General features: G+C 68.8%; 22 protein-coding genes. 10 read left to right on the top strand and 12 right to left on the bottom strand.

Annotated features, from left to right (window positions below):
* Positions 1-176 precede the first annotated feature (176 nt).
* Together ACS5PK_RS21780 and ACS5PK_RS21775 are read right to left on the bottom strand one after the other, a co-directional pair.
* A complete protein-coding gene (locus ACS5PK_RS21780) occupies positions 177-1979 on the bottom strand; it encodes an OPT/YSL family transporter (RefSeq protein WP_439442369.1) in 1803 nt (600 codons plus the stop codon).
* Between the two features lie 151 nt (positions 1980-2130).
* Entirely contained in the window at positions 2131-4566 is a 2436-nt protein-coding gene (locus ACS5PK_RS21775) for an Ig-like domain-containing protein (RefSeq protein ID WP_439442368.1), read from the bottom strand.
* Between the two features lie 329 nt (positions 4567-4895).
* Between ACS5PK_RS21775 and ACS5PK_RS21770 the strand changes: the two genes are divergently transcribed.
* The 4 genes from ACS5PK_RS21770 to ACS5PK_RS21755 all read left to right on the top strand — a co-directional run bounded on the left by ACS5PK_RS21770 (position 4896) and on the right by ACS5PK_RS21755 (position 9885).
* Entirely contained in the window at positions 4896-6443 is a 1548-nt protein-coding gene (locus ACS5PK_RS21770) for a methyl-accepting chemotaxis protein (protein ID WP_439442367.1), read from the top strand.
* A gap of 173 nt (positions 6444-6616) precedes the next feature.
* A complete protein-coding gene (locus ACS5PK_RS21765; RefSeq protein ID WP_439442366.1) occupies positions 6617-7735 on the top strand; it encodes a porin in 1119 nt (372 codons plus the stop codon).
* 9 nt (positions 7736-7744) lie between these two features.
* Positions 7745-8164 (top strand): hypothetical protein, encoded by a 420-nt coding sequence (locus ACS5PK_RS21760; RefSeq protein WP_439442365.1) that lies wholly within the window; start codon positions 7745-7747, stop codon positions 8162-8164.
* A 92-nt stretch (positions 8165-8256) separates the two neighbouring features.
* Positions 8257-9885, top strand: coding sequence for a peptide chain release factor 3 (locus tag ACS5PK_RS21755; protein WP_439442364.1), 1629 nt, complete (start codon positions 8257-8259; stop codon positions 9883-9885).
* Between the two features lie 27 nt (positions 9886-9912).
* On the opposite strand, the gene ACS5PK_RS21750 is transcribed toward ACS5PK_RS21755, so the two are convergent.
* Together ACS5PK_RS21750 and ACS5PK_RS21745 are read right to left on the bottom strand one after the other, a co-directional pair.
* Positions 9913-10767, bottom strand: a complete 855-nt coding sequence (locus tag ACS5PK_RS21750; protein WP_439442363.1) for a substrate-binding periplasmic protein — start codon at positions 10765-10767, stop codon at positions 9913-9915.
* A gap of 171 nt (positions 10768-10938) precedes the next feature.
* The gene (locus ACS5PK_RS21745) at positions 10939-11910 is read right to left on the bottom strand and encodes an MBL fold metallo-hydrolase (protein WP_439442362.1); all 972 of its coding nucleotides are present in this window, start codon (positions 11908-11910) and stop codon (positions 10939-10941) included.
* Between the two features lie 179 nt (positions 11911-12089).
* Between ACS5PK_RS21745 and ubiA the strand changes: the two genes are divergently transcribed.
* Positions 12090-12992, top strand: coding sequence for a 4-hydroxybenzoate octaprenyltransferase (ubiA, locus tag ACS5PK_RS21740; protein WP_439442361.1), 903 nt, complete (start codon positions 12090-12092; stop codon positions 12990-12992).
* 11 nt (positions 12993-13003) lie between these two features.
* On the opposite strand, the gene ACS5PK_RS21735 is transcribed toward ubiA, so the two are convergent.
* Complete coding sequence (locus tag ACS5PK_RS21735; RefSeq protein ID WP_439442360.1) at positions 13004-13447, bottom strand: anti-virulence regulator CigR family protein; 444 nt, start codon at positions 13445-13447, stop codon at positions 13004-13006.
* A 199-nt stretch (positions 13448-13646) separates the two neighbouring features.
* Here ACS5PK_RS21735 and ACS5PK_RS21730 point away from each other — a divergent pair, with 199 nt between their 5' ends.
* On the top strand, positions 13647-14507 hold the full coding sequence (locus tag ACS5PK_RS21730; protein ID WP_439442359.1) for a substrate-binding periplasmic protein: 861 nt from the start codon (positions 13647-13649) through the stop codon (positions 14505-14507).
* A gap of 10 nt (positions 14508-14517) precedes the next feature.
* On the opposite strand, the gene ACS5PK_RS21725 is transcribed toward ACS5PK_RS21730, so the two are convergent.
* Both ACS5PK_RS21725 and proC read right to left on the bottom strand, forming a co-directional pair.
* A complete protein-coding gene (locus tag ACS5PK_RS21725; RefSeq protein WP_439442358.1) occupies positions 14518-15060 on the bottom strand; it encodes a chorismate--pyruvate lyase family protein in 543 nt (180 codons plus the stop codon).
* Positions 15061-15247: 187 nt separating this feature from the next.
* Positions 15248-16060: a pyrroline-5-carboxylate reductase gene (gene proC / locus ACS5PK_RS21720; protein WP_439442357.1), complete on the bottom strand. Its 813-nt coding sequence runs from the start codon at positions 16058-16060 to the stop codon at positions 15248-15250.
* A gap of 194 nt (positions 16061-16254) precedes the next feature.
* On the opposite strand from proC, the gene ACS5PK_RS21715 reads away from it, so the two are divergent.
* Positions 16255-16956, top strand: coding sequence for a nitroreductase family protein (locus tag ACS5PK_RS21715; protein ID WP_439442356.1), 702 nt, complete (start codon positions 16255-16257; stop codon positions 16954-16956).
* A gap of 70 nt (positions 16957-17026) precedes the next feature.
* Here the strand turns inward: ACS5PK_RS21715 and ACS5PK_RS21710 are convergent, their stop codons facing one another.
* On the bottom strand, positions 17027-20626 hold the full coding sequence (locus ACS5PK_RS21710; RefSeq protein ID WP_439442355.1) for an L-glutamate gamma-semialdehyde dehydrogenase: 3600 nt from the start codon (positions 20624-20626) through the stop codon (positions 17027-17029).
* Positions 20627-20731: 105 nt separating this feature from the next.
* On the opposite strand from ACS5PK_RS21710, the gene ACS5PK_RS21705 reads away from it, so the two are divergent.
* Positions 20732-21205, top strand: a complete 474-nt coding sequence (locus tag ACS5PK_RS21705) for an Lrp/AsnC ligand binding domain-containing protein (protein WP_285980828.1) — start codon at positions 20732-20734, stop codon at positions 21203-21205.
* A gap of 100 nt (positions 21206-21305) precedes the next feature.
* A complete protein-coding gene (locus ACS5PK_RS21700) occupies positions 21306-22157 on the top strand; it encodes a substrate-binding periplasmic protein (RefSeq protein WP_439442354.1) in 852 nt (283 codons plus the stop codon).
* A gap of 390 nt (positions 22158-22547) precedes the next feature.
* Here the strand turns inward: ACS5PK_RS21700 and ACS5PK_RS21695 are convergent, their stop codons facing one another.
* The gene (locus tag ACS5PK_RS21695; protein ID WP_439442353.1) at positions 22548-22784 is read right to left on the bottom strand and encodes a hypothetical protein; all 237 of its coding nucleotides are present in this window, start codon (positions 22782-22784) and stop codon (positions 22548-22550) included.
* Between the two features lie 69 nt (positions 22785-22853).
* Between ACS5PK_RS21695 and ACS5PK_RS21690 the strand changes: the two genes are divergently transcribed.
* Entirely contained in the window at positions 22854-23036 is a 183-nt protein-coding gene (locus tag ACS5PK_RS21690; RefSeq protein WP_439442352.1) for a hypothetical protein, read from the top strand.
* Between the two features lie 85 nt (positions 23037-23121).
* Here ACS5PK_RS21690 and ACS5PK_RS21685 read toward each other — a convergent pair whose 3' ends face one another.
* The 3 genes from ACS5PK_RS21685 to ACS5PK_RS21675 are packed head-to-tail and all read right to left on the bottom strand — an operon-like array spanning position 23122 to position 24793.
* Positions 23122-24096: a hypothetical protein gene (locus ACS5PK_RS21685; RefSeq protein WP_439442351.1), complete on the bottom strand. Its 975-nt coding sequence runs from the start codon at positions 24094-24096 to the stop codon at positions 23122-23124.
* 3 nt (positions 24097-24099) lie between these two features.
* On the bottom strand, positions 24100-24564 hold the full coding sequence (locus tag ACS5PK_RS21680; protein WP_439442350.1) for a hypothetical protein: 465 nt from the start codon (positions 24562-24564) through the stop codon (positions 24100-24102).
* A 10-nt stretch (positions 24565-24574) separates the two neighbouring features.
* Positions 24575-24793 carry a hypothetical protein gene (locus ACS5PK_RS21675; protein WP_439442349.1) on the bottom strand — a complete coding sequence of 73 codons (219 nt, stop codon included), beginning with the start codon at positions 24791-24793 and terminating at the stop codon, positions 24575-24577.
* Between the last annotated feature and the right edge of the window lie 360 nt (positions 24794-25153).

Raw genomic sequence — 25153 nt, 5'->3', positions numbered from 1 at the left:
GGCCAGCTACTTGGGCTGGTTCCGTGCTCTGGACCGGTCAGCTCAAACGCCTCGCCAGCCCGCGCCGTTCCTGGCTCTGGCAGTCGGGGCTTGAGGCGTCTCGAAGCAATGCGCAAAGAGCCATGAAAAAAGGGGGCCGGTTTTCGGCCCCCTTCTCTATTGCAGCGCCCGGGCGGTCACAGCACCGCCAGAAGCCCCGCCACGCCCAGGCCCAGGGCGGCAAGCGCATCGCCGGCGATCAGACCGCCGCCGACCAGCGAGGTCGAGCTCATGTCCGACGGCAACTCCTGCTCGCCAGGCGCAGGTTTGGGCCCGAAGGTATTGATCGCGCTGGAAATCACCCCGCCCGCTGCAAACCAGGCCGAGGTGTGCAGGTTCACGAAGCCGCCGAAGGACGAGGCATAGGGGCTGGGCAGCACCACGGCGTCCAGCATGAAGTCCGTGCCGAAGCCCAGGCGTGAGCCTGCCGCGAAGCGCTGGTAGGCGGCGTTGCCCTTGATCCACTTGCGCAGGAACTCGGTCACCAGGCCGATGGCGATGCCGATCAGGATGGCGTCGGTCTGGTAGGGCTTGGGATCGGTCAGGCTGCGCAAGGCCCCCACGAACTTGTAGGTCATGGCCGAGGTCCACTGGGCCGGGGCCTGATCCTTGCTCATCACCGTCTGGTCCAGGTTCAGCACCGGATAAGCCGTCATGAAGAGCTTGGCGATGGCCACGGCCATCACCGCGCCCAGCAGCAGACCCACGACCTGGAAACGGAACTGCAAGGCCCGGTTGGAGCCCAGGCGCCAACCGGTGGAGCGGTCCTGCTGCATATCGCCGGCCACGCTGGCCGAAACGAAGACCACCATGGCCGCCATCAGGCCCAGCATGGGGTCCTTGAGACCCAGGCTGGCCAGCACCAGCACCGTCACCACGAAGGACGAGGAGATGGGGTTGGAGTCCGTCAGGCCCAGGGAGATGCCGCAGACGATGACGAAGAGGTAGACCAGGGCCACGGCCAGCAGCATGAAGCCCAGGGGTTCGTTGAAGAACTGCACGCCACAGATCACCGTGGCCACGGTCCACACGCCCACCCAGGCCAGCAGACGCGGCAGGCTGGCGCGAGGGCCGGTGCGCTGTTCATCGGGCACCACCACGCGCTCGCCCGGCTGGGCCAGGCGGCGGGCGACGCGATAGAAGATCAGCGCCAGGTCGATGATGGCCGCCCCCAGAATCATGCCCAGCGCGATCAGGAAGGCGATCTTGCGGAATGGCTCGCCCTCCTGCAGCCAGCCTATGCTGATGAAGTAGGGCGACAAAGCCCAGAACACGCCGCCAGCCACGATGGCCGGGATGCCCACGCGTGCGCCCACGATCAGGCCGGCGCCGAAGGTGGAGGTCGAGAGTTCGATGGCACCCATCCAGGCCATCTTGGCAGCCGCGATACCGCCGGCCAGGCCCACGCCCATGCCGCCGAAAAGCCGGGACACCGACTGGCGCAGCAGCACCGGGTCGGTGAGCGCGCGCAGGATATTGGCCACGGCCAGCCCTGAGGGGAAGGTCAGCTGCATGCGCTCGACCAGGATGGGCGTGTAGAGCATGCCGATGCCGGCGGCCATCATGCTGATGCACAGCATGTACAGCACCAGTTGCCAGGCGGGGACCTCGGGCATGCCCATCCAGGTCATGGCCTGGATCAGCGTGCTCATGGCCATCATGCCGGCCACTGAAGCGGCGGTGGTCTGGATGTAGTTGGCGCCATGGCGGCCTTCGGGACCGTAGCCGTAGGTGATCACCGAGCCCAGGATGCCGGCCAGCACCTGGCCGCCGACGAAGAAGCCGATGGAGAAGTTCATGAAGGCGGCCGTGACGCCGCCCAGAGGGCCGAGGATGAACATGCCGACCACAGCCAGCAAGGTGTAGTAGCCCCAGCTGCCGACGGGCGGCAGCCAGGCCCAGCGTCGGGTGTCCGGCTGGGTGAGGGAGGGGTTGGACATGGTGCTTCCAAAGTGAGGAATGGGCGCGACTGTAATCGCCGCGTAAGCCCGCCACCACGGGTCTTTCACCCCCTGCCCTGGCCAGGGGCGCCGCCCTGATCTGACGCAAGAACCCGCCTGCAGGATACGCAGGCGGGCGGTCTGCATCCGCTCAGGGGTAGCTCAGCGTCAGCGTGTAGCGCTGCGTGGTGCTGCTGCCCGAGTAGGCCACCACCTTGATGTAGACCGTCTGGGCGCTGCTGCCGTTGGTGTAGCTCACGCTCTCGCTGCTGGTGCTGCCCTCGGAGGCCACCAGCGTCGTGCCGCTGCCGTTGACGATGTAGAGGTCGTAGTCGGTCGTGCTGGGGCCGACCATGTCCACGCGCAGCTTCCTGCCGGCCGGCAGGCTCACCTTGAAGAAGTCCTTGTCGCTGCTGCTGCCCATGGTGCCGCTGATCGTGGTCTGCGTGCCGACCACATTGGCGCTGGCGATGGTGCCGTTTGACTCGGTCTCATTGAGCGTGGCGCCGGCATTGCTGACGTTGAAACTCACGCTGGAGGAAGCCCCCACGTTGCCGGCGGCGTCATAGGCCCGCGCCACCAGGGTGTGGCTGCCGTTGCTGAGCGTGTTGGAGTCCAGGGCCAGGCTGTAGGGCGCGCTGGTGTCACTGCCCTTGACGTTGCCGTCCACCACGAAGTCCACCCGGCTCACGCCCACGTTGTCGCTGGCCGTGGCCGAGAGGGTGATGCTGCCCGCCGTGCCGCTCGCTGTCGCGCTGACCGTGGGCGGCGTGCTGTCCGAGCCGCCGCCAGAAGTCTGGGTGACCCACACCGGCGCGGACCACAGGATCTTGCCGTCGTCCTGCGTGACCTTGGCGTAGTAGAAGTGCTCGCCCACGGCCGGCGTGACGGTGGTGGTGGCCGTGGTCGCCAGCGTGCTCACCGTGCCGCTGCGCCGGGGCACACCCTCGATGATCTGCACGGAGGCCACGCTGCGCCCGGCGCTGTTGGCATAGCCCACGCTCAGGTTGAGCGGCCCGCTGTTGCTGAAGCGCTCCCCCATCAGGTGGCCGTTGGCCTGGAGCACCAGCTGCGAGTTCTTGTCCATGGTGGCGAACACGCGACGTGCCTTGAGCGCATCCAGAAAGGCCGTGCGGCCCAGGGGCGTGCCGTTGGGGATGAGCACCCCGGTGCGGTTGGTGTAGGACTTGCCCCAGTTCGCGCAGTGATTGTCCTGGTTGCTGGCCGGGGCGATGTGGAAGCCCCGCTCCAGCAGCTTGTTGTAGGCGTCCTCGTAGCTGCTGCGTCCGGTCTCGGTTTCGCTGGTGTTGCTGGAGAAGGCCGAGGTATTGAGGATCTCGGCCAGCACCATGACCTCGTCGCCATCGGCGCTGTAGGCCAACTCTGTGCCGTTGATGGCGAACTGGCCCGTGGTCTCGGGATGGTTGAACTGCCCGATCAAGCCCTGGCTGCGCATCACGCCATAGAGCGCCGCGTAGTCGCTCTTGGCCACGTAGCGGTCCCCGAAGAGTTCGTTGCTGCCGTTGTACTCCCAGGCCAGGAGCTCGTTGCTGTTGAAGATGTTGAGGTGTCCGCCGTTGTTGATGACGCCCCATTCCAGGCCGTACAGCGCCAGGAAGCCCGGATTGGCCGTATTGAAGCTGCTCGCTGCCGTGAGCCCAGCCTGGTAGCGGCTGCGCGCCGCGCTGGCGCTGCCGCCGGTGTTGGTGCCGGAGGAGCCGTCGAAGTAGTGGTTGTGCTCCGAGGTCATCAGGGCATCCAGGCCCGCACCGCGGCCGTAGGCGAAGGCATCGGCGGGACCGTAGGCGCCGGTCTGAGCCGCCTGGGATGAAGTGCAGTTGCTCACCGCGCCGCCGCCGTCGGAGTCATTGGTCTGGCTGTGCAGATTGGCGTAGTAGACGGTATAGGGCAAGGCGCCGGTCGCCGCTGCCGACTGGATGCGGGCACGCTGCGGCCCGTTGGCCTCCAGCGCGGTGCGCATCGGCGCAAAAGCCGGCATCTGCGGGCTGCTCGGTCGGCCGACCTGGAAGGCCCAGCGCTGTTGCACCTCATGCCCCTGTGCTTGGGCCCAGAGCGCGCTGCGGCGCGCTTCACCGCTGGCCGGCGACGACACGGCCACCGATCCGGGCACCGTGATGGCCGTCAGGCGCGCTTCGTAGCGCCCCTCAGGCAAGACCTGACCCTGTGCATCCAGGCCGTCCCAGGCCTGCACCACGGTCAGGGGACGCCCGCCCCAGACCGCCTCGCCGTCCAGCACGCGCCGCTGCTGCTGGCGCTCGTCCACCAGGGCCACCTGCCAGGCGAACACCTGCCCAGCCGGCATGCCCGGATAGCTGAAGGTCAGCGCCAGATCGCGCGCCGCCTGGCCCTTGGCCGTGCGGAAGGGCAGGTAGAGACTGGCGTCGAACTCGTGGTGATCCGGGAACTTGGCAGCCGGATTGACCAGGCCCTGGGCCTGCTCCGGCAGGGCCTGCACAGGCATCTGGGTGCCGGGCGTCTCGCCCGAACAGGCCGCCAGCAGACCGGTGGCCAGCGCCAGCGGCAGCAGGCCGGCAGCGCGGAATTGGGGGAGCAAAGGTTTGCGCATACGTTTGCGCCCTGAAGCGAGTGAATTCGCGGAGACGGATTTCATGGGGACCAGGCCTTCCGTGTTTGTCGTTGAGGGGGGGCCGGCGTCCTCGGCGCCGGCCGGCGGGACTGTCCGGCGAGCGCAAGCCTGGGTCAATGCGGGTTTGCAGAGCCGGGCTTTTCACCAATTCGTCAGATGGTGGCTGGCGTGCATGCCTTTCCCCGGCAGGGCAGAGCCGGCGCTTGATCAAGCTCAAGTGGCGCCCTCCGGATTGCCCCGATGCTGAAGAAGTGGCCAGGGCCCGAGGCCGGGCTGGTGAACTGCCCCCAGGCAGACGGAGTACCACCATGCGAATGAATGAACCCGTGACCCAGCGCGAGTACCTGTTCCATGACGCGCTGCTGGTGTCGACCACCGACCCCCAGGGCCGGATCACCCACTGCAACGCCGCCTTCTGCAAGGTCAGCGGCTACAGCGACCAGGAACTGATAGGGCAGCCGCACAACCTCGTGCGCCATCCCGACATGCCGGAGCTGGCGTTCAAGGACATGTGGTCCACCATCGGCCGGGGCCGCCCCTGGACGGGCATCGTCAAGAACCGACGCAAGAACGGCGACCACTACTGGGTGCGCGCCAACGTGACGCCCATCCTGGAGCGCGGCAAGCCGGTGGGCTATATGTCGGTGCGCGAGGCACCGACGCGCGAGGAGGTCCAGGAGGCCGAGCAGCTCTACGCCCGCTTGCGCGAGCAGCAACGCAGTGGGGTGCAGCGCATCAGGCTGCATGCTGGGCGGGTGCGCCAGGTCGGCCTGCGTGACCTGCCGGCGCGGCTGCACCGGCTCAACGTGACCCAGCGCCTGGCAGCCGGCCTGACGGGCACAGGGTTGAGCGCCGCGGCAGCGGCCTGGCTGCTGCCCAGCTGGGGCGGCTGGGCGCCAGTGGGCGTGGCGGTGCTGGGCAGCGTGTGGCTGGTGACCTGGTTCCAGCACGACATCCAGCGGCGCCTGGATGACGCCGAGGATGCCGCCAACCGCATCGCCAGCTGCAATCTGATTGACCGCGTCGATAACAAGCACCCGCACCCCTTGAGTGCCATCACCCGGGCGCTGAGCCAGATCCAGATCAACCTGCGCGCCGTGATCGGCGACACCCGCGCGGAAGTGCAAGGCACGGTGGAGACCACGACCGAGCTGGCGCGGGCCGGCCAGGACCTGTCCCAGCGCACCGAGAACCAGGCCAGCGCCGTGCAACGCTCGGCCGCGAGCATGGAGCAGATCGCCACCACCGTGCGCCAGACCGCGGACACGGCCAGCCAGGTGGCTGCGCAGTCAGCCTCGGCCGCCGGTGCCGCCCAGCACAGCGGCGCAGCCGTGGAGCGCGTCAACAGCGCCTTCGCAGCCATCGAGGCCTCGTCCAAGCGCATTGGCGACATCGTCCAGGTCATCGAGGGCATCGCCTTCCAGACCAATATCCTGGCGCTCAATGCCGCGGTGGAGGCGGCACGTGCCGGCGAGGCGGGCCGCGGTTTCGCGGTGGTCGCCAGCGAGGTCCGCGCCCTGGCCCAGCGCAGCGCGAGTGCGGCCAAGGAGGTGCGGCAGGTGATACAGGCCTCGGTCGAGCAAGTTGCACAGAGCGCCCGGGAGATGGACGAGGTCAACGAGACCATACGCCGCACCGTCGGCGAGGTGGACCGCGTGGGCGCGATGATGAACGAGATCCAGCGCGCCACCACCGAGCAGTCCAGCGGCATTGCCGAGGTCAACACGGCGGTGTCCACGCTGGACCGCATGACCCAGGAGAACTCCGCCATGGTCGAGCAGACAACGGCCGCGGTGGAGGCCCTGCTGCAGCGCGCGGATACGCTCAAGCGCTCGCTGGACGTGTTCAGGGCCTGAGCCGCCCGCCCCTGTCGCCGACATCTAGCACTGACACTGGCTGAGGACAAGCCTTGTGCCCGGCCGCAGGTTGATGGCGCCCCTGCTGTGGTTTTGGGCGCACAGCGCCCACTGGCGCTCTAGAGCGCCCTGCTGGCATCATGGTTTCACCAAGCTCATGCAAGGAGTGCGTCATGGGACCAAGGATCACCGCAAGGCCGCTGGCCTTGTCATCACTGCTCCTGGGGCTGCTGTGCAGCGGGGCGCAGGCGGATGACCGGCTCAACATCACCGGCTTCGCCACGGTGGGGCTGGGCAAGGCCATTTCCGGGGCGGACCAGTCCAACTACGAGTTCCGCTGCCCCTGCTACATCGCCAACTACCCTGACGTGGGCGTGTACCGCAGCAGTTGGTCCCTGAAGCCCGACACCCGCGCCGGCGTACAAGCCACCTACAAGTTCGCAAATCAGCTCTCGCTGACCGGCCAGGTGACCGCCAATGCCTCGGCCGACAAGCCGGCGGTGGACTGGCTCTATGCCTCCTGGAATCTCAGCGACAGCCTGACCCTGCAGGCCGGCCGCAAGCGCCTGCCTCTGTTCGGCTACTCCGATTTCTTCCAGGTGGGCTATGCCTACCCCTGGGTGCGCCCGCCGGGTGACCTCTACGGCTGGCAGATCGTGGCCTACAACGGCGCCAACCTGCTGTATCGCAAGAACTTCAGCGGCCTGGCCGTGACGGCCAATATCTGGGCCGGCCGCGAGACCGACAAGGACAACCAGATGCTGGGCCGCGTCTACTACGGTGACCGGGTCGACGAGACCTGGAAGAGCATCCTGGGCGGCTATGTCGAGCTGGGCACGGACTGGGGCACGGCCCGCTTCGTGATGATGACGAACAAGGTCGACCGCTGGGTGGGCAGCGGCGCCGGGCGCACCGTCAACAAGGACGGCGTCAAGCAGCAGTTCTACGGCCTGACCTTCAACGTGGATCACAAGGATGTGGTGCTGCGCACCGAGTTCAACCGCTTCGTGCGGCCCGATGCGCCCAAGGACATCTACAACGTCTTCTTCGTGGGCGCTGGCTACCGCATCGGCGACTGGCTGCCCATGCTGACCTACTCGCGCTTCACCGAGGACTACAAGGACGACCCCACCGCCAACGAGAAGCACAACACCTGGGCCGCGACCCTGCGCTGGGACTTCCGCGAGGACATGGCCCTGAAGCTCGAGTACGACGTCTTCAAGGACCGCTCGGCCTTTCCCTTCGTGGGCAACTCCAAGGCGATCACCGTGTCGCTGGACTACGTGTTCTGAGGAGGCGGTATGAAGCTCAGACTGCTCGCATGCATCCCGGTCACGGCCGGCCTGCTGATCGGAACCTCGGCCCAGGCCGAGCCGGTGGTCGTGGCCAATCCTGCGCTGGCGGCCAAGCCTTCCGTGGATGAGGTGAAGGCCGTGTTCCTCGGCCAGACCAACAGCCTGGCCGGCGGCGGCAATGTCCAGGTGGGTATGCCCAAGTCCGGCAAGCTGCGCGAGGACTTCGTGCTCGGCTACGTCGGCAAGAACGAGAAACAGTACAAGGCCATCTGGACCCAGCTGATCTTCACCGGGCGCGCCCAGGAACCCAAGCAGTTCGACAACGAGGACGAACTCAAGAAGTGGGTGGCCAGCACCCCCAATGCAGTGGGCATCCTGGACAGCACCAAGGTGGATGCAAGCGTGAAGGTGATCGGAGCGAAGTGACGCCTGCGGCCGACGGGGCGGGCCTGCGATAATCGCCGGCTTTCCCGTCCAGGCCCACAAGCGCGCTTCTCAGCGTGGCGGCCTCACCACCCATGTCCACCGAGCTGTCCACCCGCATCGAGACGGAAGTGCGCCGCCGCCGCACCTTCGCCATCATTTCCCACCCTGACGCGGGCAAGACCACGCTGACGGAAAAGCTGCTGCTGTTCTCGGGCGCGATCCAGATCGCCGGCTCGGTGAAGGCGCGCAAGGCCAGCCGCCACGCGACCTCGGACTGGATGGAGATCGAGAAGCAGCGCGGCATCTCGGTGGCCTCCTCGGTCATGCAGATGGAGTACCGCGACTGCGTGATCAATCTGCTGGACACCCCGGGCCACCAGGACTTCTCGGAAGACACCTACCGCGTGCTGACCGCCGTGGACGCGGCGCTGATGGTCATCGACGCGGCCAACGGCGTCGAGCCCCAGACCCGCCGCCTGCTGCAGGTCTGCCGCGCCCGCAACACGCCCATCCTCACCTTCGTCAACAAGATGGACCGCGAGGTCCAGGAGCCGTTGGCCCTGCTGGACGAGATCGAGCGCGAGCTGGGCATGGCCGTGGTGCCCTTCACCTGGCCGGTGGGCATGGGCAAGCAGTTCCATGGCGTGATGGACCTGCGCCAGCAGCGCATGCGCGTCTTCGCCCCTGGCGAGGACCGCGTGGCGGGCGACGAGGAAGTGCTGGCAGGCCTGGACAACCCCGCCTACGCCGAGCGCTTCGGCATGCAGTACGACAACGCCAAGGGCGAGATCGAGCTGGTCAACGAGGCCGCACCGGCCTTCGACCTGGAGCAGTTCCTCACCGGCCGGCAGACGCCCATGTTTTTCGGTTCCGCCGTCAACAACTTCGGCGTGCAGGAGGTGCTGGACGCACTCGTGGAGCTGGCCCCGGCCCCCGGCGAGCGCGGCGCCATGCAGCGCGTGGTCAAGCCCGAGGAGCCCAAGTTCAGCGGCGTGGTCTTCAAGATCCAGGCCAATATGGACCCCGCCCACCGCGACCGCATCGCCTTCCTGCGCGTGGCCTCGGGCCACTTCGAGCGCGGCATGCGGCTCAAGGTCGTGCGATCGGGCAAGGAGCTGCGCCCCAATACCGTGGTGAGCTTCCTCTCGCAGCGCCGCGAGCTGCTGGACGAGGCCTTTGCCGGCGACATCATCGGCATCCCCAACCACGGCGTGCTGCAGCTGGGCGACACCATCACCGAGGGCGAGGCCCTGCAGTTCACCGGCCTGCCCTTCTTCGCGCCGGAAATGTTCCGCTCCGTGGAAGTGGCTGACCCGCTCAAGACCAAGCAGCTCAAGGCCGGCCTGCAGCAACTGGGCGAGGAAGGCGCGATCCAGGTCTTCCGCCCGGTGGCTGGCAGCGTGCTGCTGCTGGGCGCCGTGGGCCAGCTGCAGTTCGAAGTGGTGGCCCACCGCCTGGAACACGAATACGGCGTCAAGGCCCGCATCACGCCCAGCCGCTTCCAGGTGGCACGCTGGGTCACCTGCGACGATGAAGCCGAGCTCAAGCGCTTCATCAACGCCAACGACTTCCGCATGGCCTATGACGCCGTCGATGCACCCACGGTGCTGGTGGAGTACGCCCCGGAGCTGCGTGCCATCGAGGCCAACTGGCCCAAGATCAAGTTCCACGCCCTGCGCGAGCACGCCGGCCTGGTCTTCCAGCAGCGGCTGGACGGCTGAGCGCCGGAAGGCGCCGGGAACAGCGGCTCAGTCCGCCTTCCAGTCCTGCTGGCCATAGCGGGCCAGGATGCGCGCCAGGCGCTTGCTGCGGCGCAGCTCGGCGATGCCCTGGTCGAAATGCTCGACCAACTGCGCAGCATTGGGCAGGCGCGGGCTGAAGCCCACGTAGACGGGCGAGGCCTGCTGGCAGCCGGCCTCCCGGATCTTGTCCTGCAGGCGCAACTGCTGGACCAGCATGTGCATCACCGCTGCGCTCTCGATGACGCCGTCCAGCCGCCCGCGGGCCAGGTTGCGGGCATTGACCTCGGCGGGGTTGGCGCCACGCGTCATCACGACGCGGGCCTTGTTCTCCGGTCGGTTGATCCATTCGCCAAGGGCGTACTCGTACTCATAGCCCGACACCACAGCCACCTGCTTGAGCCCGTCCAGATCCGAGGCCTGGCTGAAGCGCAGCGGGTTGCTGGCGGCCACGTAAAGGCAGTCGGCCGGCTCGCCCACCGGCTCGTGCCCGATCAGCAGACCCAGGCGCTGCGCCTGCTCGCGTGTCAGCTCCAGCGCGATGGCGGCCTGACCTTCGCGCACCTGCTGCAGGGCGCGGTCCCAGGGCACGATCTGGTACTTCAGCTGCCAGGCCGGCGGCGCGAAGATCTCGCGCAGCATCTCCACCACATAGCCCGGCTTGTCGCTGTCGGGCTGGCAGTTGTAGGGGCACCAGGGATCTGACAGAGCCAGCAAGACCTGGCCCCCAGCGTTCGATGCTCCGGCAGGCGCCCCCGACTGGGTGACCGCACCCGTGGGCACGGCCTGCGCCCAGGCGCCCGAGCTTCCAGCCAGCAGAGCCCCCAGCACCCACACCCAACGCCCGACAGCACGCAGGTCCAAACGCATCTCCTTGGTCGGCCAGGGCCGACGCAGCCGCCCCATTCTTGATGAGTCGTCCTGCGCAGGCAAGCGCAGGGAGGCTTTGGGCGGGCACTTTCCCGGGCGTTCGTGAACACGGCCATGAACACAACCGTTTGCAGGCGTGCCGGGGCGAGGCCGGCGTGGCCGCGTTCAGAACCTGGTGCTGTAGTTCGCCGGCAACCAGGTATAGCCCTTGCCGTCGGCGCGCAGCTTGCCGATGCCTGGGAAGCTCACATGGGCCACGGCCACGTAGTAGCCCTTGGCGGCAGCCTCGGCATAGGCCTTCTTGCGCTGAGGCGCGGCGGCCTTGGGATCGCTGTCGAACTGGATGGTCACGCTGGGGTCGGGGAACTGCACGGCGGCCACGTGCATCAGGTCGCCCCAGAAGGCCATCTGCTGTCCCTGGCTTTCGATCACGTAGATGCTGTGGCCGGGCGTGTGGCCGGGCGTCGGCACGGCGCGAATGCCCGGCAGCAGCTCGGTCGGGCCGCTGAAGGGCTTGAAGCGGCCAGCGTCCACATAGGGCTTCAGGGACATCTGGGCGCCTTGGAAGCCGCCCTTGGCCGCAGCGGGAGCCTTGTCCATCTCTTCCTTGCTGAGCCAGTAGTCGGATTCATGCTGCTCGGCTCGCACAATGGCATTGGGAAAGGCTGCCTTGCCCTCTGCCGCGAGACCACCGACATGGTCGCCGTGGAAATGGGTGATGTAGATCTCGTCAACCTGCTCCGGCTGGTAGCCGGCCGCCTTGAGCTGGGCCATCAGGCGTCCCAGGGTGGGGCCGAAGAGACCGGCGGCACCGGTGTCGATCAGCACCAGCTTGGAGCCCGTGTTGACGAGAAAGGCGTTCACCGAGGTCTCCACCGGCGCCTTCAGGTAGGCGCGGCTGAGGGCCTTCTCGACCTGGCCAGGCTTGGCGCCGGTCAGCAGCTTGTCCACCGGCAGGTCCACGGTGCCGTCGTTGAGCGCGGTGACCTCGAAGTCGCCCAGCGCGAGCCGGTAGTAACCCGGCGCCTGACTCTTTTGCTGAGGGGCCGCCGCCAAGGCAGGCAGCGTGACGGCCAGGGCCAGGCCCAGGCTCGTGCAGAGGCGGGACAGTTGCAGGATGGTTGCGCGTGCGCTCATGAAGTCCTCCGGAATGGATGCGGCCCGGGCCACTCGCCGTGGCGACAGGCCCGCGTAGGGGGCGCAGGACGCCGCAGGGATGCCCCGCAGGTCCTTGCGCGAGGGCAGCATAGCGGCGCCGGCCATGGCTCGCCACGCCAGGGACATTGCCCGTCACCAGACCGGGTGACAATGCCCGCATGAGTGCCGCCGTCCCCTCCCGATTGAGTCTCTACCTGAACCTGATCCGCTGGGACCGGCCGGCCGGCTGGCTGCTGCTGCTGTGGCCCACGCTGGCGGCCCTGTGGATGGCGGCGGACGGCTTTCCGGGCTGGCATCTGCTGGCCGTGTTCACCGCTGGGACGGTGCTGATGCGCTCGGCCGGCTGCTGCGTCAACGACGTGGCCGACCGCGACTTCGACAAGCACGTCAAGCGCACCGCCCAGCGTCCCGTGACCAGCGGCGCAGTCTCGGTGAAGGAAGCGCTGACCGTGGGCGCCGTGCTGGCCCTGCTGGCCTTCGGTCTGGTGCTCACGACCAATGCGCCCACCATCCTGCTGTCCTTCGCCGCCCTGGCCGTGACCCTGCTCTACCCCTACGCCAAGCGCGTGGTGAACATGCCCCAGGCCGTGCTGGGCGTGGCCTTCAGCTTCGGCATCCCCATGGCGTTCTCGGCGGCCCTGGGCGGCAGCGAGTGGAGCCTGGCCGCCATCAACGCGGCCGTGCCCAGGTCGGCCTGGGCGCTGCTGGTGGCCAATCTGTTCTGGGTGCTGGCCTACGACACCGAATACGCCATGGTCGACCGCGACGACGACCTCAAGATCGGCATCAAGACCAGCGCCATCACCCTGGGCCGCTTCGACGTGGCGGGCGTGATGGCCTTCTATGGCATCTTCCTGGCGGCCTGGGCCTTCCTGGGCCTGCGCCTGGGGCTGGGCAAGCCCTTCCTGACGGGACTGGCCGTAGCCGCTGCCCAGGTGGCCTGGCACTACACGCTGATCCGTGACCGCAGTCGCGAGGGCTGCTTCCGCGCATTCCGTGCCAACCACTGGGTGGGTTTCGCGATCTTCGCCGGCACCGTGGCCGACCTCAGCCTGCGTTGAGGCACCGCGCCTCAGTCGAACACGGAACTCAGCACCGCGGCCACCACGAGGGTGGTCACGGCCACCAGCACCAAGTCCTTGCCGCAGACCTGCCATTCGTAGCCGGGATACTGCGGCAGCCGCTGCCGCAGGGCCGGCGGCGGCAGGCGCTTGGCGATGCCCGGCGGCAGGGGCTTGCCGCGGGCCAGGTTCTTGCGGATGCCCGGCGGCAGGTCGGCATAGCGCTCGCGCACCCCGGCCTCGCGCACCCACAGGCGGGCATCGCCGACACTGATGCTGACACTGACCAGGCCGCCCGCGTCGCCGCGTACGCTCAGGTTGGCGTCGTCCGAGCGATCGTCACGCTCCTCGCGCTTGTGGTGTCCTTTGCCATGGCCGCGACCCTCGGGCGGATTGGCGAGGGCGGGCAGGGCCAAGGCTGGCAGCAGCAGGGGCAGCAGTCGGCGACGTTGCATGGCGACATCCTTTCTTTTGAAGCAACAGACCGGAGGTAGAGAACGCCGGATGTGCGCATTGTGGACTCCTGCACGAGCGCCGAAGGCCGAATGCCGCCTCGGTACCCAGCCTCAGGACTGGGGCGGGCCGGCAGGAATCGGCGAAGCAGGCCGCCTCCGTCATGGTCAGGCAAGACCCTTGTGGCACCATGGACTGCCCATGTCCGCCTCCCCCACCCGCCCCTGCCCGCCCCTGCGTCGCCGCAGGGGCGGCCGGTTTGCCAGCGTCCTGGCCTGGCTGGCGCTGGCGGCCGCCCTGCCCGTGCAGGCGGAGCGCGCAGAGCCCCCCCTGCCCCCCAGCACCGTCCGCATCTGCGACGACGCCAACGAGTGGCCCCCCTACACCTTCGCAGAACGCCGCGACGGGCAGCTCACGGGTCAGCTCATGGGCTACTCCGTCGAGCTGATCCGGCTGATCCTGCAAAGGCGCGGCGTCAGCTTCGCCATCGAGCTGCTGCCCTGGAAGCGCTGCCTGATGGAAGTCCGGGACGGCACGCGCTACCAGATGCTGCTCAACGCCTCCGCCACTCCCGAACGCGAGCGCGACTACCTCCTCTCCACCGCCTACCACCAGACGCACAGCTATGTGTTCTACGACCGCAAGCGCTACCCCCGCGGGCTCAGCCTGAAGTCCACCGGAGACCTGCAGCCCTACACGCTGGGCGGCATCCGCGGCTATGCCTACCCCATGCTCAGCGAGGCCCTGCGCGACCGCATGCTGCGCACGGGCAGCTACCCGGCGCTGTTCCGCATGCTGCAGCTGGGGCGGGTGGATGTGCTGGTGGAGGACTACGAAGCCATGCGCGGCCTGGAGCGCACCGGCGCCCTGGGCTCGCTGGACGCCGCCGGCATTGAGGCGCAGCCCCTGCCCGGCACGCTGCCGCTGCAATACCACATGATGTTCAGCCGCGATCCACGCGGCAGCGCGCTGCGCCAGCTCGTCAACGAGGAGCTGGCCCGCCTGCAGCAGAGCGGCGAGCTGCAGAGGCTGCAGCAGCGCTATCTGCCCAAGGTGCCGTGAGCGCCCTTGCTCAGCGGGGTCGCTTCCCCGGCTTGTAGCCGGCGACTCCCGGCACGAACAGCTCCATCACCCGCAGCGGCGCTCCGCCCCGGCGAAAGACGGAATTGCGGGACCAGAGCATCTGCGCGGGCGGCAGCTCGCCCGTCGCGGCCAGCCACTGGCGCTGCATCTGCCGGCGGGTATGGCCGAAGCGGGCCAGGCGCCGGGGTTGCAGCTCGCTGCGCTGGATACGCGGATCGTCGTAGAGCAGATGGGCCAGAGGCCGCGAACCCAGGCCCTTGAGCGCCTTCCACGGGCCGGCCAGCGAGGACTGGTGCAGGGCCGATCGCGCCCAGACCAGGGGCTGGCCATCAACGCGCAGCAGCACCTCGCGCACCACCGTGCAGCCGCGCCGGGGCAGTCCCAGAGCCTGGCGCTCAGCCGCCCGCAGCGGGGTCACGCCCTGGTGCAGCACCTGCACCTCGAAGCGCTGGCCCAGCCGGGCCAGGCGGCGGCTGAGGCTGCCGGGTGCGCGCAGCCAGTCGCGCAGGGAGTGGCGGGAAGCAATGCCCATGTCAGACGGCAACAGGGTGACGGGCAGGATAGGCCGCCCGGCGGGAGAGTTCGGGATTGGAGCTCACGGCGCGTGAGTGTAGGGCCGTGGCCGGCAGGCTCAGACGCGCTGACGCGCGGGATGGGCTCAGCGCCGGGCTGAGCACCAGGCCATTGACCGCTGCATCGCCCCTGAGGCGCCCAGTGCCTCAGCCACCGAACTCGTCGCCCAGTTCCCGGGCCCGCTGCTGGGCGGCCTTCACGGCCTGTACGATGGCCGGGCCGACGCCGGCCGCCTGCATCGAGCTCAATGCCGCGTAGGTGGTGCCGCCCTTGGAAGTCACGCGTTCACGCAGCACGCTGGGCGATTCTCCCGACTGCAGGGCCAGGGCGGCAGCGCCGGCACAGGTGGCCAGAGCCAGGTCGCGGCCCTGGGCCTCGCTCAGGCCCATCTCCTGCGCGGCCTGCACCATGGCCTCGACCACGTAAAAGAAGTAGGCCGGGCCGGAGCCGGACAGGGCCGTCACCGCGTCCAGGTCGGACTCCTGCGCCACCCACACCACCCGGCCCGTGGGCGCCAGCACGGCCTCCACCTGCTGGCGGTCCTTGGCCGTCACCGCCGGCCGGGCAAAGAGACCGGCCATGCCCTGGCCGATCAGGGCCGGCGTGTTGGGCATGCTGCGCACCACGCGCTCGCTGCCGGTGGCGCGGGCGATGGCGTCCGAGCGGATGCCCGCCATCACCGAAAGATGCAGGGCCTGGCCCAGCAGACCGGAGCAGGGCGCGGCAGCCTCGGCGAAGAGCTGGGGCTTGACCGCCCAGACCACCAGGCTGGCGCGGGCCAGCGAGGCGTCCGGCGCCGCCAGGGCCTGCAGGCCCAGCTCCGCGGCCAGCTTCTGCCGCTGGGGCTCGTAGGGCTCGACGACGAGGAGAGACTCCGGCGTGCGCCCAGCACGCAACAGGCCGCCCAGGATGGCGCTGGCCATGTTGCCGCCGCCGATGAAGGCCAGGGTGTTGTTCATGGATGCGGTTTCAGGAGGTGAGGAAGGAATGCCTGGCGGCGCCCTGCGGCGCTGCACCGGACCAGTGTAAGAGGGGCGCGGCGCAGCCCATGCAGGCCGTCGCGGGCGGCTGGCGCAAGCTTCGGGATAACGTCGGCTTGGCAGGGGAAGCCCAGATGCTTAAGCTCGCGCCCGGAGTCACGAGAGGAGACCACATGCAGACCAATCAAACCCATCAGACCCATCCCCTGCCCCCCATGGAGGCCCTGGTGCACTACCGGGAACTGCCGGCGGACGAGATGAAGGCCCGCGCCCTGGCGCACTACGAGCAGCAGAAGCGCCGCCGCACGGTGCGCGACTTCGACAGCCGCGCCGTGCCCCGCGAGGTCATCGAGCATTGCCTGCTGGCCGCCGGCACCGCCCCCTCGGGCGCCAACCAGCAGCCCTGGCATTTCACGGTGATCAGCGACCCGGCGCTCAAGCGCCAGATCCGCGAGGCGGCCGAGGAAGAGGAGCGCGCCTTCTACAGCGGCCGCGCCCCTGAGGAATGGCTGCGCGCCCTCGCCCCGCTGGGCACGGACCCGAACAAGCCCTTCCTGGAAGAGGCGCCCCTGCTGATCGCCATCTTTGCGCAGAAGTACGGCATCGATGAACAGGGCGAACGCTTCAGCCATTACTACGTGCCGGAATCAGTGGGCATCGCCACCGGCTTCCTGATCAGCGCCCTGCATGACGCCGGCCTGGCCACGCTGACGCACACCCCCAGCCCCATGGGCTTCCTCAATGGCCTGTGCCGGCGCCCGGACAACGAGAAGCCGGTGATCCTGCTGGTGGTGGGCTACCCCAAGCCAGGCTGCCAGGTGCCGGTGCACGGCGGCCTCAAGAAGCCGCTGGCGCAGATCAGCACCTGGCTCTGAGCTGCGCCGGCCCGCCAGGGGCGGTGCCCCCGGCGAGCACTGGCAAGACCTGACCCCAGCGGGCAGCGCCTCAGTGCATGCCCGCCAGCAGCGCCGCGTTGCCGCCTGCGGCCGCGGTGTTGATGGTCAGGGTCTGCTCGGCCGCGAAGCGGTACTGCTGGCGCGGATTGGCGGCATCGGCGGCGGTGACCAGCGGCAGGATGGCGCCCTGGCGCTCGGCCAGACGGCGCAGCACGGCGCGGGCCAGGGCGATGTCGTTGGCCGCCACCACCACGCCGGCCAGGGCGGGTGCGCCCAGCAGGCCATGGGCCAGGTCCACGGGCAGCACGGCCACGGCAGTGCCAGGCACGCCGGCCTGCACCAGGCGCTGGCGCAGAGCCTCGCAGCGGCCGTTGCCGACCAGGGCCACGGCGTTGCCGGCCACCAGGGCGCCGCCCAGGGCGGCGGCGATCTGGGCGTCGTCAGCGCCCTCGCTGAGCACGGCGAACACGCCGCGGCCATGCAGACGCAGCTCGTTGCTCTCCCCCGTGGGGCCGGGCAGGACCTGGTCCTGCAGGCCATGCTCGGCCTGCTGGGCATGGGCGCGCAGCACGGCGGCCACCGGGCCTTCGGCGCCCTCGGCGGCACGGCGCAGCACGGCCACGCGCTGGGCCAGGTCCACCGAAGCCCAGGTGGCCTGCGCGGCCTGCAGAGCGGCCAGGCGGCTGCTCAGCTGGCCGGCATCGGCACTGCCGGAGATCAGGCCGCCGCCCACGGCCGGCGCCGCGCCGGCCTCGGCACAGAAACGGTGCAGGTAGTGCCGGCCGCCGGCCTTGGGCCCCGTGCCCGACATGCCTTCGCCGCCGAAGGGCTGCACGCCCACCACCGCGCCGATGATGTTGCGGTTGACGTAGATATTGCCCACGCGGGCCTTCTCGGCCAGGCGCAGGGCGCGGCTGTCGATGCGGGTCTGGATGCCCATGGTCAGGCCATAGCCCAGGGCGTTGATCTGCTCCAGCACGGCATCGACCTCGCCGTTCCAGCGCAGCACGTGCAGCACCGGGCCGAAGATCTCCTGGCCCAGGTCCGAGACCTTGGCGATCTCGAAGGCCACCGGGCGGATGATGCGCGGCAGCTTGTCATGCACCGGGGCCTCGGCAATGAGGCGCGCCTCACGCTTGAGGCGCTCGACGTGGCGGGCGATGTTGACATAGGCCTCGTCGTCGATGACCGGGCCCACGTCGGTGGCCAGGTCGGCCGGCTGGCCCACCCACAGCTCCTGCACGGCGCCCTTGATCATCTCGATCACGCCGTCGGCAATGCTCTCGTGCACGCACAGCAGGCGCAGGGCCGAGCAGCGCTGGCCGGCGGAGCGGAAGGCGCTCTGCACCACGGCATCGACCACCTGCTCGGGCAGAGCGGTGGAGTCCACCAGCATGGCGTTGAGGCCGCCGGTCTCGGCGATCAGGGGGACGATCTCGCTGCCGTCCTTGGCCGCCAGGGTCTTGTTGATGATCTGCGCCACGACGGTCGATCCCGTGAAGCACACGCCCGCGGTCAGCGGATGGGCCACCAGGCCCGCGCCCACGGTCTCGCCAGCGCCATGCAGCAGCACCAGGGCATCGGCGGGCACGCCGGCCTCATGCAGCAGCTCCACGGCCTTCAGCGCGACATAGGGTGTCTGCTCGGCGGGCTTGGCGGCGACGGCATTACCCGTCACCAGCGCCGCGACGACCTGGCCGGCGAAGATGGCCAGCGGGAAGTTCCAGGGCGAGATGCAGACGAAGACACCACGGCCCAGCATCTGCGGCGCCTGGGCTTCGGCCTCGTCAGCGTAGTAGCGCAGGAAGTCCACCGCCTCGCGGACCTCGGCCACGCAGTCGCCCTGGGTCTTGAAGGCTTCCTTGACCAGCAGGGCGCAGAACTCGGGCAGGCGGGCTTCCAGGGCGTCCGCCGCGCGGCGCAGGATGGCGGCACGCTGGGCCACGGGCGTGGCATTCCAGCTCTTGAAGCCGGCCTGGAGGCGCTCCATGGCGGCACCGATCTCCGTCGGCGTGGCCTCGGCCACCGGGCCGACCACGGCTTTCTCCAGCGCCGCCAGCAGGGGCTGGCGCTGGTCCAGGGCGGTCAGGTCCACGCCCTTGGAGTTGGCACGACCGCGGCCGTGCTCGTCGCGGTAGAGGTCCAGGGGCATGGGCAGGGCGCTGCGGCCCTGGACCTGCGCCAACGGCGAGCCCAGCAGCTCCTGCACGTTGACGGTCGGATCGGCCAGTTGGTGGACGAAGGAGCTGTTGGCGCCGTTCTCCAGCAGGCGGCGCACCAGGTAGGCCAGCAGGTCGCGGTGCTCACCCACGGGGGCGTAGACGCGGCAGGGAATGCTGGCGTCCTTCAGCACCTCGCGGTAGATGCCCTCGCCCATGCCGTGCAGACGCTGCATCTCGAACTTGGCGCCGGCCGCGCGGGCCATCTGCACGATGGCGGCGATGGTGCCGGCGTTGTGGCTGGCGAACTGCGGGTAGATCACGTCAGCATGCTGGATCAGCGCCTGGGCGCAGGCCAGGTAGCTGACGTCGGTGTGCTGCTTGTGCGTGAAGACCGGGTAGGCCGCCAGGCCGTTCTCCTGGGCACGCTTGATCTCACCGTCCCAGTAGGCGCCCTTGACCAGGCGCACCATGAACTTCAGGCCATGCTTGCGGGCGATGGCGGCCACCTCGTTGACCACGGCCAGGGCGCGGGTCTGGTAGGCCTGCACGGCCAGGCCGAAGCCGCGCCATTGCGGGAAGTGCGCGGCGATGCGGGCGGCCAGGGCGTCCAGCACATCCAGCGACAGCTCCAGGCGGTCGACCTCCTCGGCGTCGATGGTGAGGTTGATATTGGCCTGCGCGGCCTTCTCGATCAGCAGCCACACGCGAGGCAGCAGCTCGGCGAACACGCGCTCGCGGTGAAGCACCTCGTAGCGGGAGAACAGGGCGCTGAGCTTGATGGAGATGCCGTCCGAGCCTTCCGGCGACTCGGCCTTGCGGCCTGCGGCAATGGCCTCGATGGCGTTGACGTAGGCGGCGTGATAGCGGCGCGCGTCGGCCTCGGTGCGAGCGCCCTCGCCCAGCATGTCGTAGCTGAAGCGCAGCTGGGACTGCACGTGGCGAGCGTCGTCCGCCTCCTTCATCGCTTCCTGGATGTTGCGGCCCAGCACGAACTGGCGGCCCAGCAGCTGGATGGCACGCACGGTGGCGGCGACCACGGTCTGCGCGCCCAGGCGGGTCAGCAGGCCGCCCTGCCCTTCGTTCTCAGGCAGGAACTTCTTGGACAGCGAGATGGCCGTGGCCGACAGGCTGGCCAGCATCTTGTGCGGGCCCTCGGAGCCGCCGTCGAAGCTGCCGCGGCCGAGCTGGTCGGCCGTCAGGGCGATGGCGGTGGGAGCGTCGGGCACGCGCAGCAGGGCCTCGGCCAGACGCATCAGGGCCAGGCCCTCGCTGCTGGTGATGGGGTACTCGCGCAGCAGCGATTCCATGGCCCAGAAGGGCGCGGGGTTGTTGCGCACCTGGTCCACCCAGGGGCTGGCGGTGGCGATCACCGCGTTCCAGTCCAGACCTTCGCCGAGCGTGGCGGCCAGCGCCTGCACCACGGGAATCTCGTCGCGGTAGGGGTCCGGCAGGCGGGCGTGTTCGGGCAGGAGCGTGAAGGCGGTCATGGAGATCCCCTTTTTTGTCGGTCGAATTAGTGAAAGCCTGAACTTTATGCAGGTTGGTACTGAATTAAATTCAGAACATCAACCAAACTGTAGTGAGAAGTTCAAATGGCCAGCCACGACTCGGGTCTAGACACCATCGACGCCCGCATTCTGCGCGTGCTGCAGCAGGATGGGCGCATCTCGAACCTCAAGTTGGCCGAGGCCGTGCACCTCTCCCCGACAGCGGTGCTGGAGCGCGTCAAGCGCCTCACCCGTGAGGGCTACATCCTGGGCTACGAAGCCCGGCTGAACCCGGCCAAGCTGGGCGCCTCCATGATGGTCTTCATCGAGATCCTGCTGGACCGCACGGTGCAGGACGTGATGGACAACTTCAAGGCCGCCGTGCAGGCCCGGCCCGAGATCCTGGAATGCCATCTGGTGGCCGGCGGCTTCGACTACCTGCTCAAGACCCGCGTCTCGGACATGAGCGCCTACCGCGAGTTCATCGGCAGCGTGATCTGGACCCTGCCCGGCGTGCGCGAGACCCGCACCTATGCCGTGATGGAAGAGGTGAAGAACAGCACGGCGCTGCCGATCTGAGGGGCGCGCAGGGGCGGCCGGCGGCCCCACAAGCCCCGCGCGGCTGGCTATATTCATGAGGCCCCGTCCGCCTGCCGCGGACGGCAGGAGACACCACAAGATGCGCTGGGATCGCGCAGGAAGACCTGGCCTCCAGGGCTTTGCACCGCTCATGGCCGTCGGCCTGCTGGGCCTCCTGGCCCTGGCGTGCAGACCGACAGTCGCGCAGGTGCAGGAGACAGGCGGCCCGACCACGCTGCAGCTGTGCGCCGAGGACGAGAACTCCTACCCCTGGCTGCTGCGCGACCGCAGCGGCCTCAGCATGCTGATGATGCGGCTGCTGGGCCAGCGCCTGGGGCTGCGCTTCGAGGTCACGCTGCTGCCCTGGCGGCGCTGCCTGCTCTCGCTGCAAGATGGTGGCGTGGACGGCGCCTTCAAGGCCAGCTTCCAGCCCGAGCGCCTCAAGATCGGCCGCTATCCCATGCGGGGTGAGCAGGTCGACGTGGAGCGCGCCATGCTGGAGGAGAGTTACCACCTCTACCGCCTCAAGGGCAGCGCCGTCAGCTGGGACGGTCAGCAGGTGAGCCAGTTGGAGGGCGCCGTGGGCGCGCAGGCCGGCTTCTCCATCGTGGCCTGGCTGCGCCAGCAGCAGCTGCCCGTCGAGGCCTCGGCCAAGGCGCCCGATGCCATCCTGGCCATGCTGCAGCGCGGCCGCCTGGGCGCCGCCGCCCTGCAGACCAGCCAGGGCGACTACGCCCTCAGCCGCCACCCGCCCTTCGCCGCGCAGATCGAACGCCAGGGGCCGCCCTTGGTGAGCAAGCCCTACTACCTGCTGCTCTCGCACGCCTTCGCCCGGCGCCACCCTGCTCTGGCGGAACGGATCTGGGACGGCGTGGCCGCGGTACGCGAATCCGCCGAGTACCGCCAGGCCCTGCAGCAGGCCCTGGCCGGCGGCGGCGTGCCGCTGCCCTGAGAACCCCTGCCCTGGTGGGCGGGCGGTGACTGCATGAGTGTCGGCGTGAGTACCGGCGTGAGTACCGGCGTGAAGGCCTGCGAGCCGCGGCTCAGCGCACCGGGATGGAAGAGCGGTAATCCAGGCCCACGCCGGGGTAGACCAGCGACCCGAGGCCGTGCCTATCACCTCGGGCGCATAACCGCCGGAATCCAGGCCCAGCTGGCCATAGAGCGTCAGTGCCGGCGTGAGCTGCAGGCGATGGCCCACGCCGCCTAGCAGCTGCTTGTAAAGCGCCATGCCGCGATAGCCCATGCCTGGGGAGGCGAACCAGCAGCTGTCCGGCGCGAAGAAATGCGCGAACTGCAGCTCAGCCAGGCCCTCCGTGCGCTTGTTCGAGCCCTGGGGGTTCTACTGGCAGTGGTTGTCCGGGGAGACGGTCAGCTGGCTCTTGTCCATCGCCCGCCCGGCGCGCTGGTCGTCCTCGGGCGGCAGCGGCTGCGCGTGGCCGGCGTAGGGGCCGGCGAGGTCGCGGAAGGGGAACTCGACGAAGACCTGGGCCTTGGCTGCTGTCGAGTAAGGGATTGCGGCGAAACGGCGCGGTCCGCCGGGTCGGGGCGGCTCCCATGAAACCCTGTGTGTCCTCACACCGCTTGGCGATGCGGGCTTGCAGCATAACTTGCAAGATGAGCGTCATCATCACTTCTGGGGCAACCCATGCAAGACGCCATGATAGAGGGGGCTCCCGAGCCCCCGGCCGCCCCTGCCCTGCAGGAATGCGGCTGGTTCGGGTCCAGCCATGAGCTGCGGGAAGGGCTGGAGGTGATGGAGCTCTCTCTCGCGCTGCTGGCTGGGGCCTGCGTTGCTGCCGAGGCTCAGGCCGCGGGCACCGCTGGGTGATGGGCAGGCGGTGCAGGGGCGGCGGACCGATCACTCGCCGCCGACCGTGGGAAGCAGCCCCGGGGCATCCCGCATGAGGACTGCCTCAGGGGCCCGGCTTTGTCAGTTGCCGGCGCCGCTCCCTGACCAGGGCCTCAACAATGGCTTGCGCTCGGTGCTCGTCGCCAGGAGAAAGCTTGAGCTCCGAAAATCGGACGGGCGGAGGCTTCTCGGTCAGGAGCTGCTCATACGCCTGCTTGGTGCCCACCCCCGCCCGCTGATAGGTGGCGATCTCCTGGCCCAACTGAATGGCGTTGACCACGCCTTGTCGATCGGCGTATTCCGGTGTCTGCGCCAACAGCACGAGCGCCATGCGCGCCACATTCTGGTCGTCCATGCGCAGCCCGAACAACTCAGGCTGCATGCCATAGATCACGGCTCTCAAAGCCCGCAAATCCTTGCCTTCCATGGCCCAGCGGCCGATCAATCGACTGGCAGAACCTGAAGGGTCCTTCTCCATCTCATGAGCCCAGTAGACGGCATCCGGCAGGCCCTGCCGGGCCGCCATGAGCAGCAAGCTGTCCTGCAACTCCTGCGCGTGAGGCCCTGCGGTCTGGCAAAAGGCATCAAGCCGAGGCTGCTCCGACGACGTCACCTCCGGGTACCGCTGTGCCAGCAACGCTTGCTTGCCTGTCCTTTCCAATGCCTCTCGCAGTTCCGCCCAGGACTGGCAGGTCCCCAGTTCTCGTGCCACCTCACTGGCCCGGGCGCCATCGCCAGCGCGCAAGGCCTGCTGTGCCTCTGTCTGCAGGCCGCCAGGGAAGCGGCGGATGAGCTCAGCGTAGCTTCGCTGTCTGGCTGCTGTGGACGGCGCCGCCGTCGTACTACCTTGCAACGGCGGTGCGACACGCCCGCCGTCGCTCGACGCCGCCGTGGGCGGCGGCCCAGCGACAAGGGAAGGTCCCGCGGATGCCGGCGCCCCCACCACCCGCACTTGCGGATCCGCCGTGAACCGCCCCGCCACCCAGGCGCCCAGGGCGACAATGACAAGGGCAAGCACCCACCTGTTCGCGATGTTCATCGATCAGCCCTTGTCTGCCTTGGCCAGACATTGATTGCGCTTTGCGCGCTTCTGCTCGACAGCGCCATTCCTGGCGGCGCTGGCGATACCCACGCAGCCCCATCCAAAAGGCCGCCCCAGCTCTTCGATGACAGCGCCGATGCGGTCGAGCTCCATCTCAACCGGTCCCGCCTTGAAGCCAATCTTCAGCTGCGCCAGGTTGCCGCACTGCGTTTGAACCGATGCGTTGAAGTCATCTGCAATGAACTTCAGATCCGTTTCATAGTCGCTGAGGCACAGTGCTCTGGCTCGCTCCCGCGCCTTCTCTGCTGCATCTTGTGCCGCTCCGCCTCCTGAATCAGCCCCATGTCCACCCCGTCCGCCCTCTATCGGCTGCTTACCCGGCTGCTTACCCGGCTCCTTGCCCGGCTCCGGCGGCGTGTAGCTTCCGCCTCCACCGCCTGAACGTGTGCCGCTGGACGTCACCACGCACCGCGAATCACCGTTTCCATCTACGGGGCAGTTGCTGCCCTCGGACTCGGACAGCGACGCCGTCTGCCCGCTGCCCGCTGCCCGGCTTTGCGGCCACCGCCGCCAGCTTGCTGCCAGCGGTGGCCGGCAGCGGGACTTTCGGGGCTGCCGGGGCGGTGGACTGGGCGTGCGTCGCGCCATGCACGCACAGGCAAGCCGCGCTGAGAAGCGCCAGGATGGTCTTCATCAAGTCATCTCCCTATGTCATGCGGCCCCGGCCTCGTCGGGCCGTGAACCTGATGCTCCTCCTGCAGCCAACGGGCAGCAGCCTCCGGAGCTCATTGAGCAGCGGGAGTCTAGAGATCAGGCACGCCTCGGCGTATAGCAAGTCCTGGCAGGTGAGCGCCCCCGCCGCGGGCGGGCAAGACCTGGCCCCGTCAAGCCCGCGAGGGCGGGCTTCAGGCCCGCTGCAGCGCCTTCACCACCGCCAGCCTGGGCTCCGTGGGCACGGGCAGGAGCAGCTCGAAGGCCTCGGCCAGCGCGTCCAGACTCTGGCCGCGTTGATGGACGACGGCGCCCCGATAGGATCAGGGCTCTCGAACGATGG

It is taken from the genome of Roseateles sp. DB2 (assembly GCF_051857535.1).
Taxonomy (GTDB): Bacteria; Pseudomonadota; Gammaproteobacteria; order Burkholderiales; family Burkholderiaceae_C; genus Roseateles_B.
The sequence above is the reverse complement of the archived record's forward strand: the minus strand, read 5'-3'. Positions and strand labels throughout refer to the sequence as shown.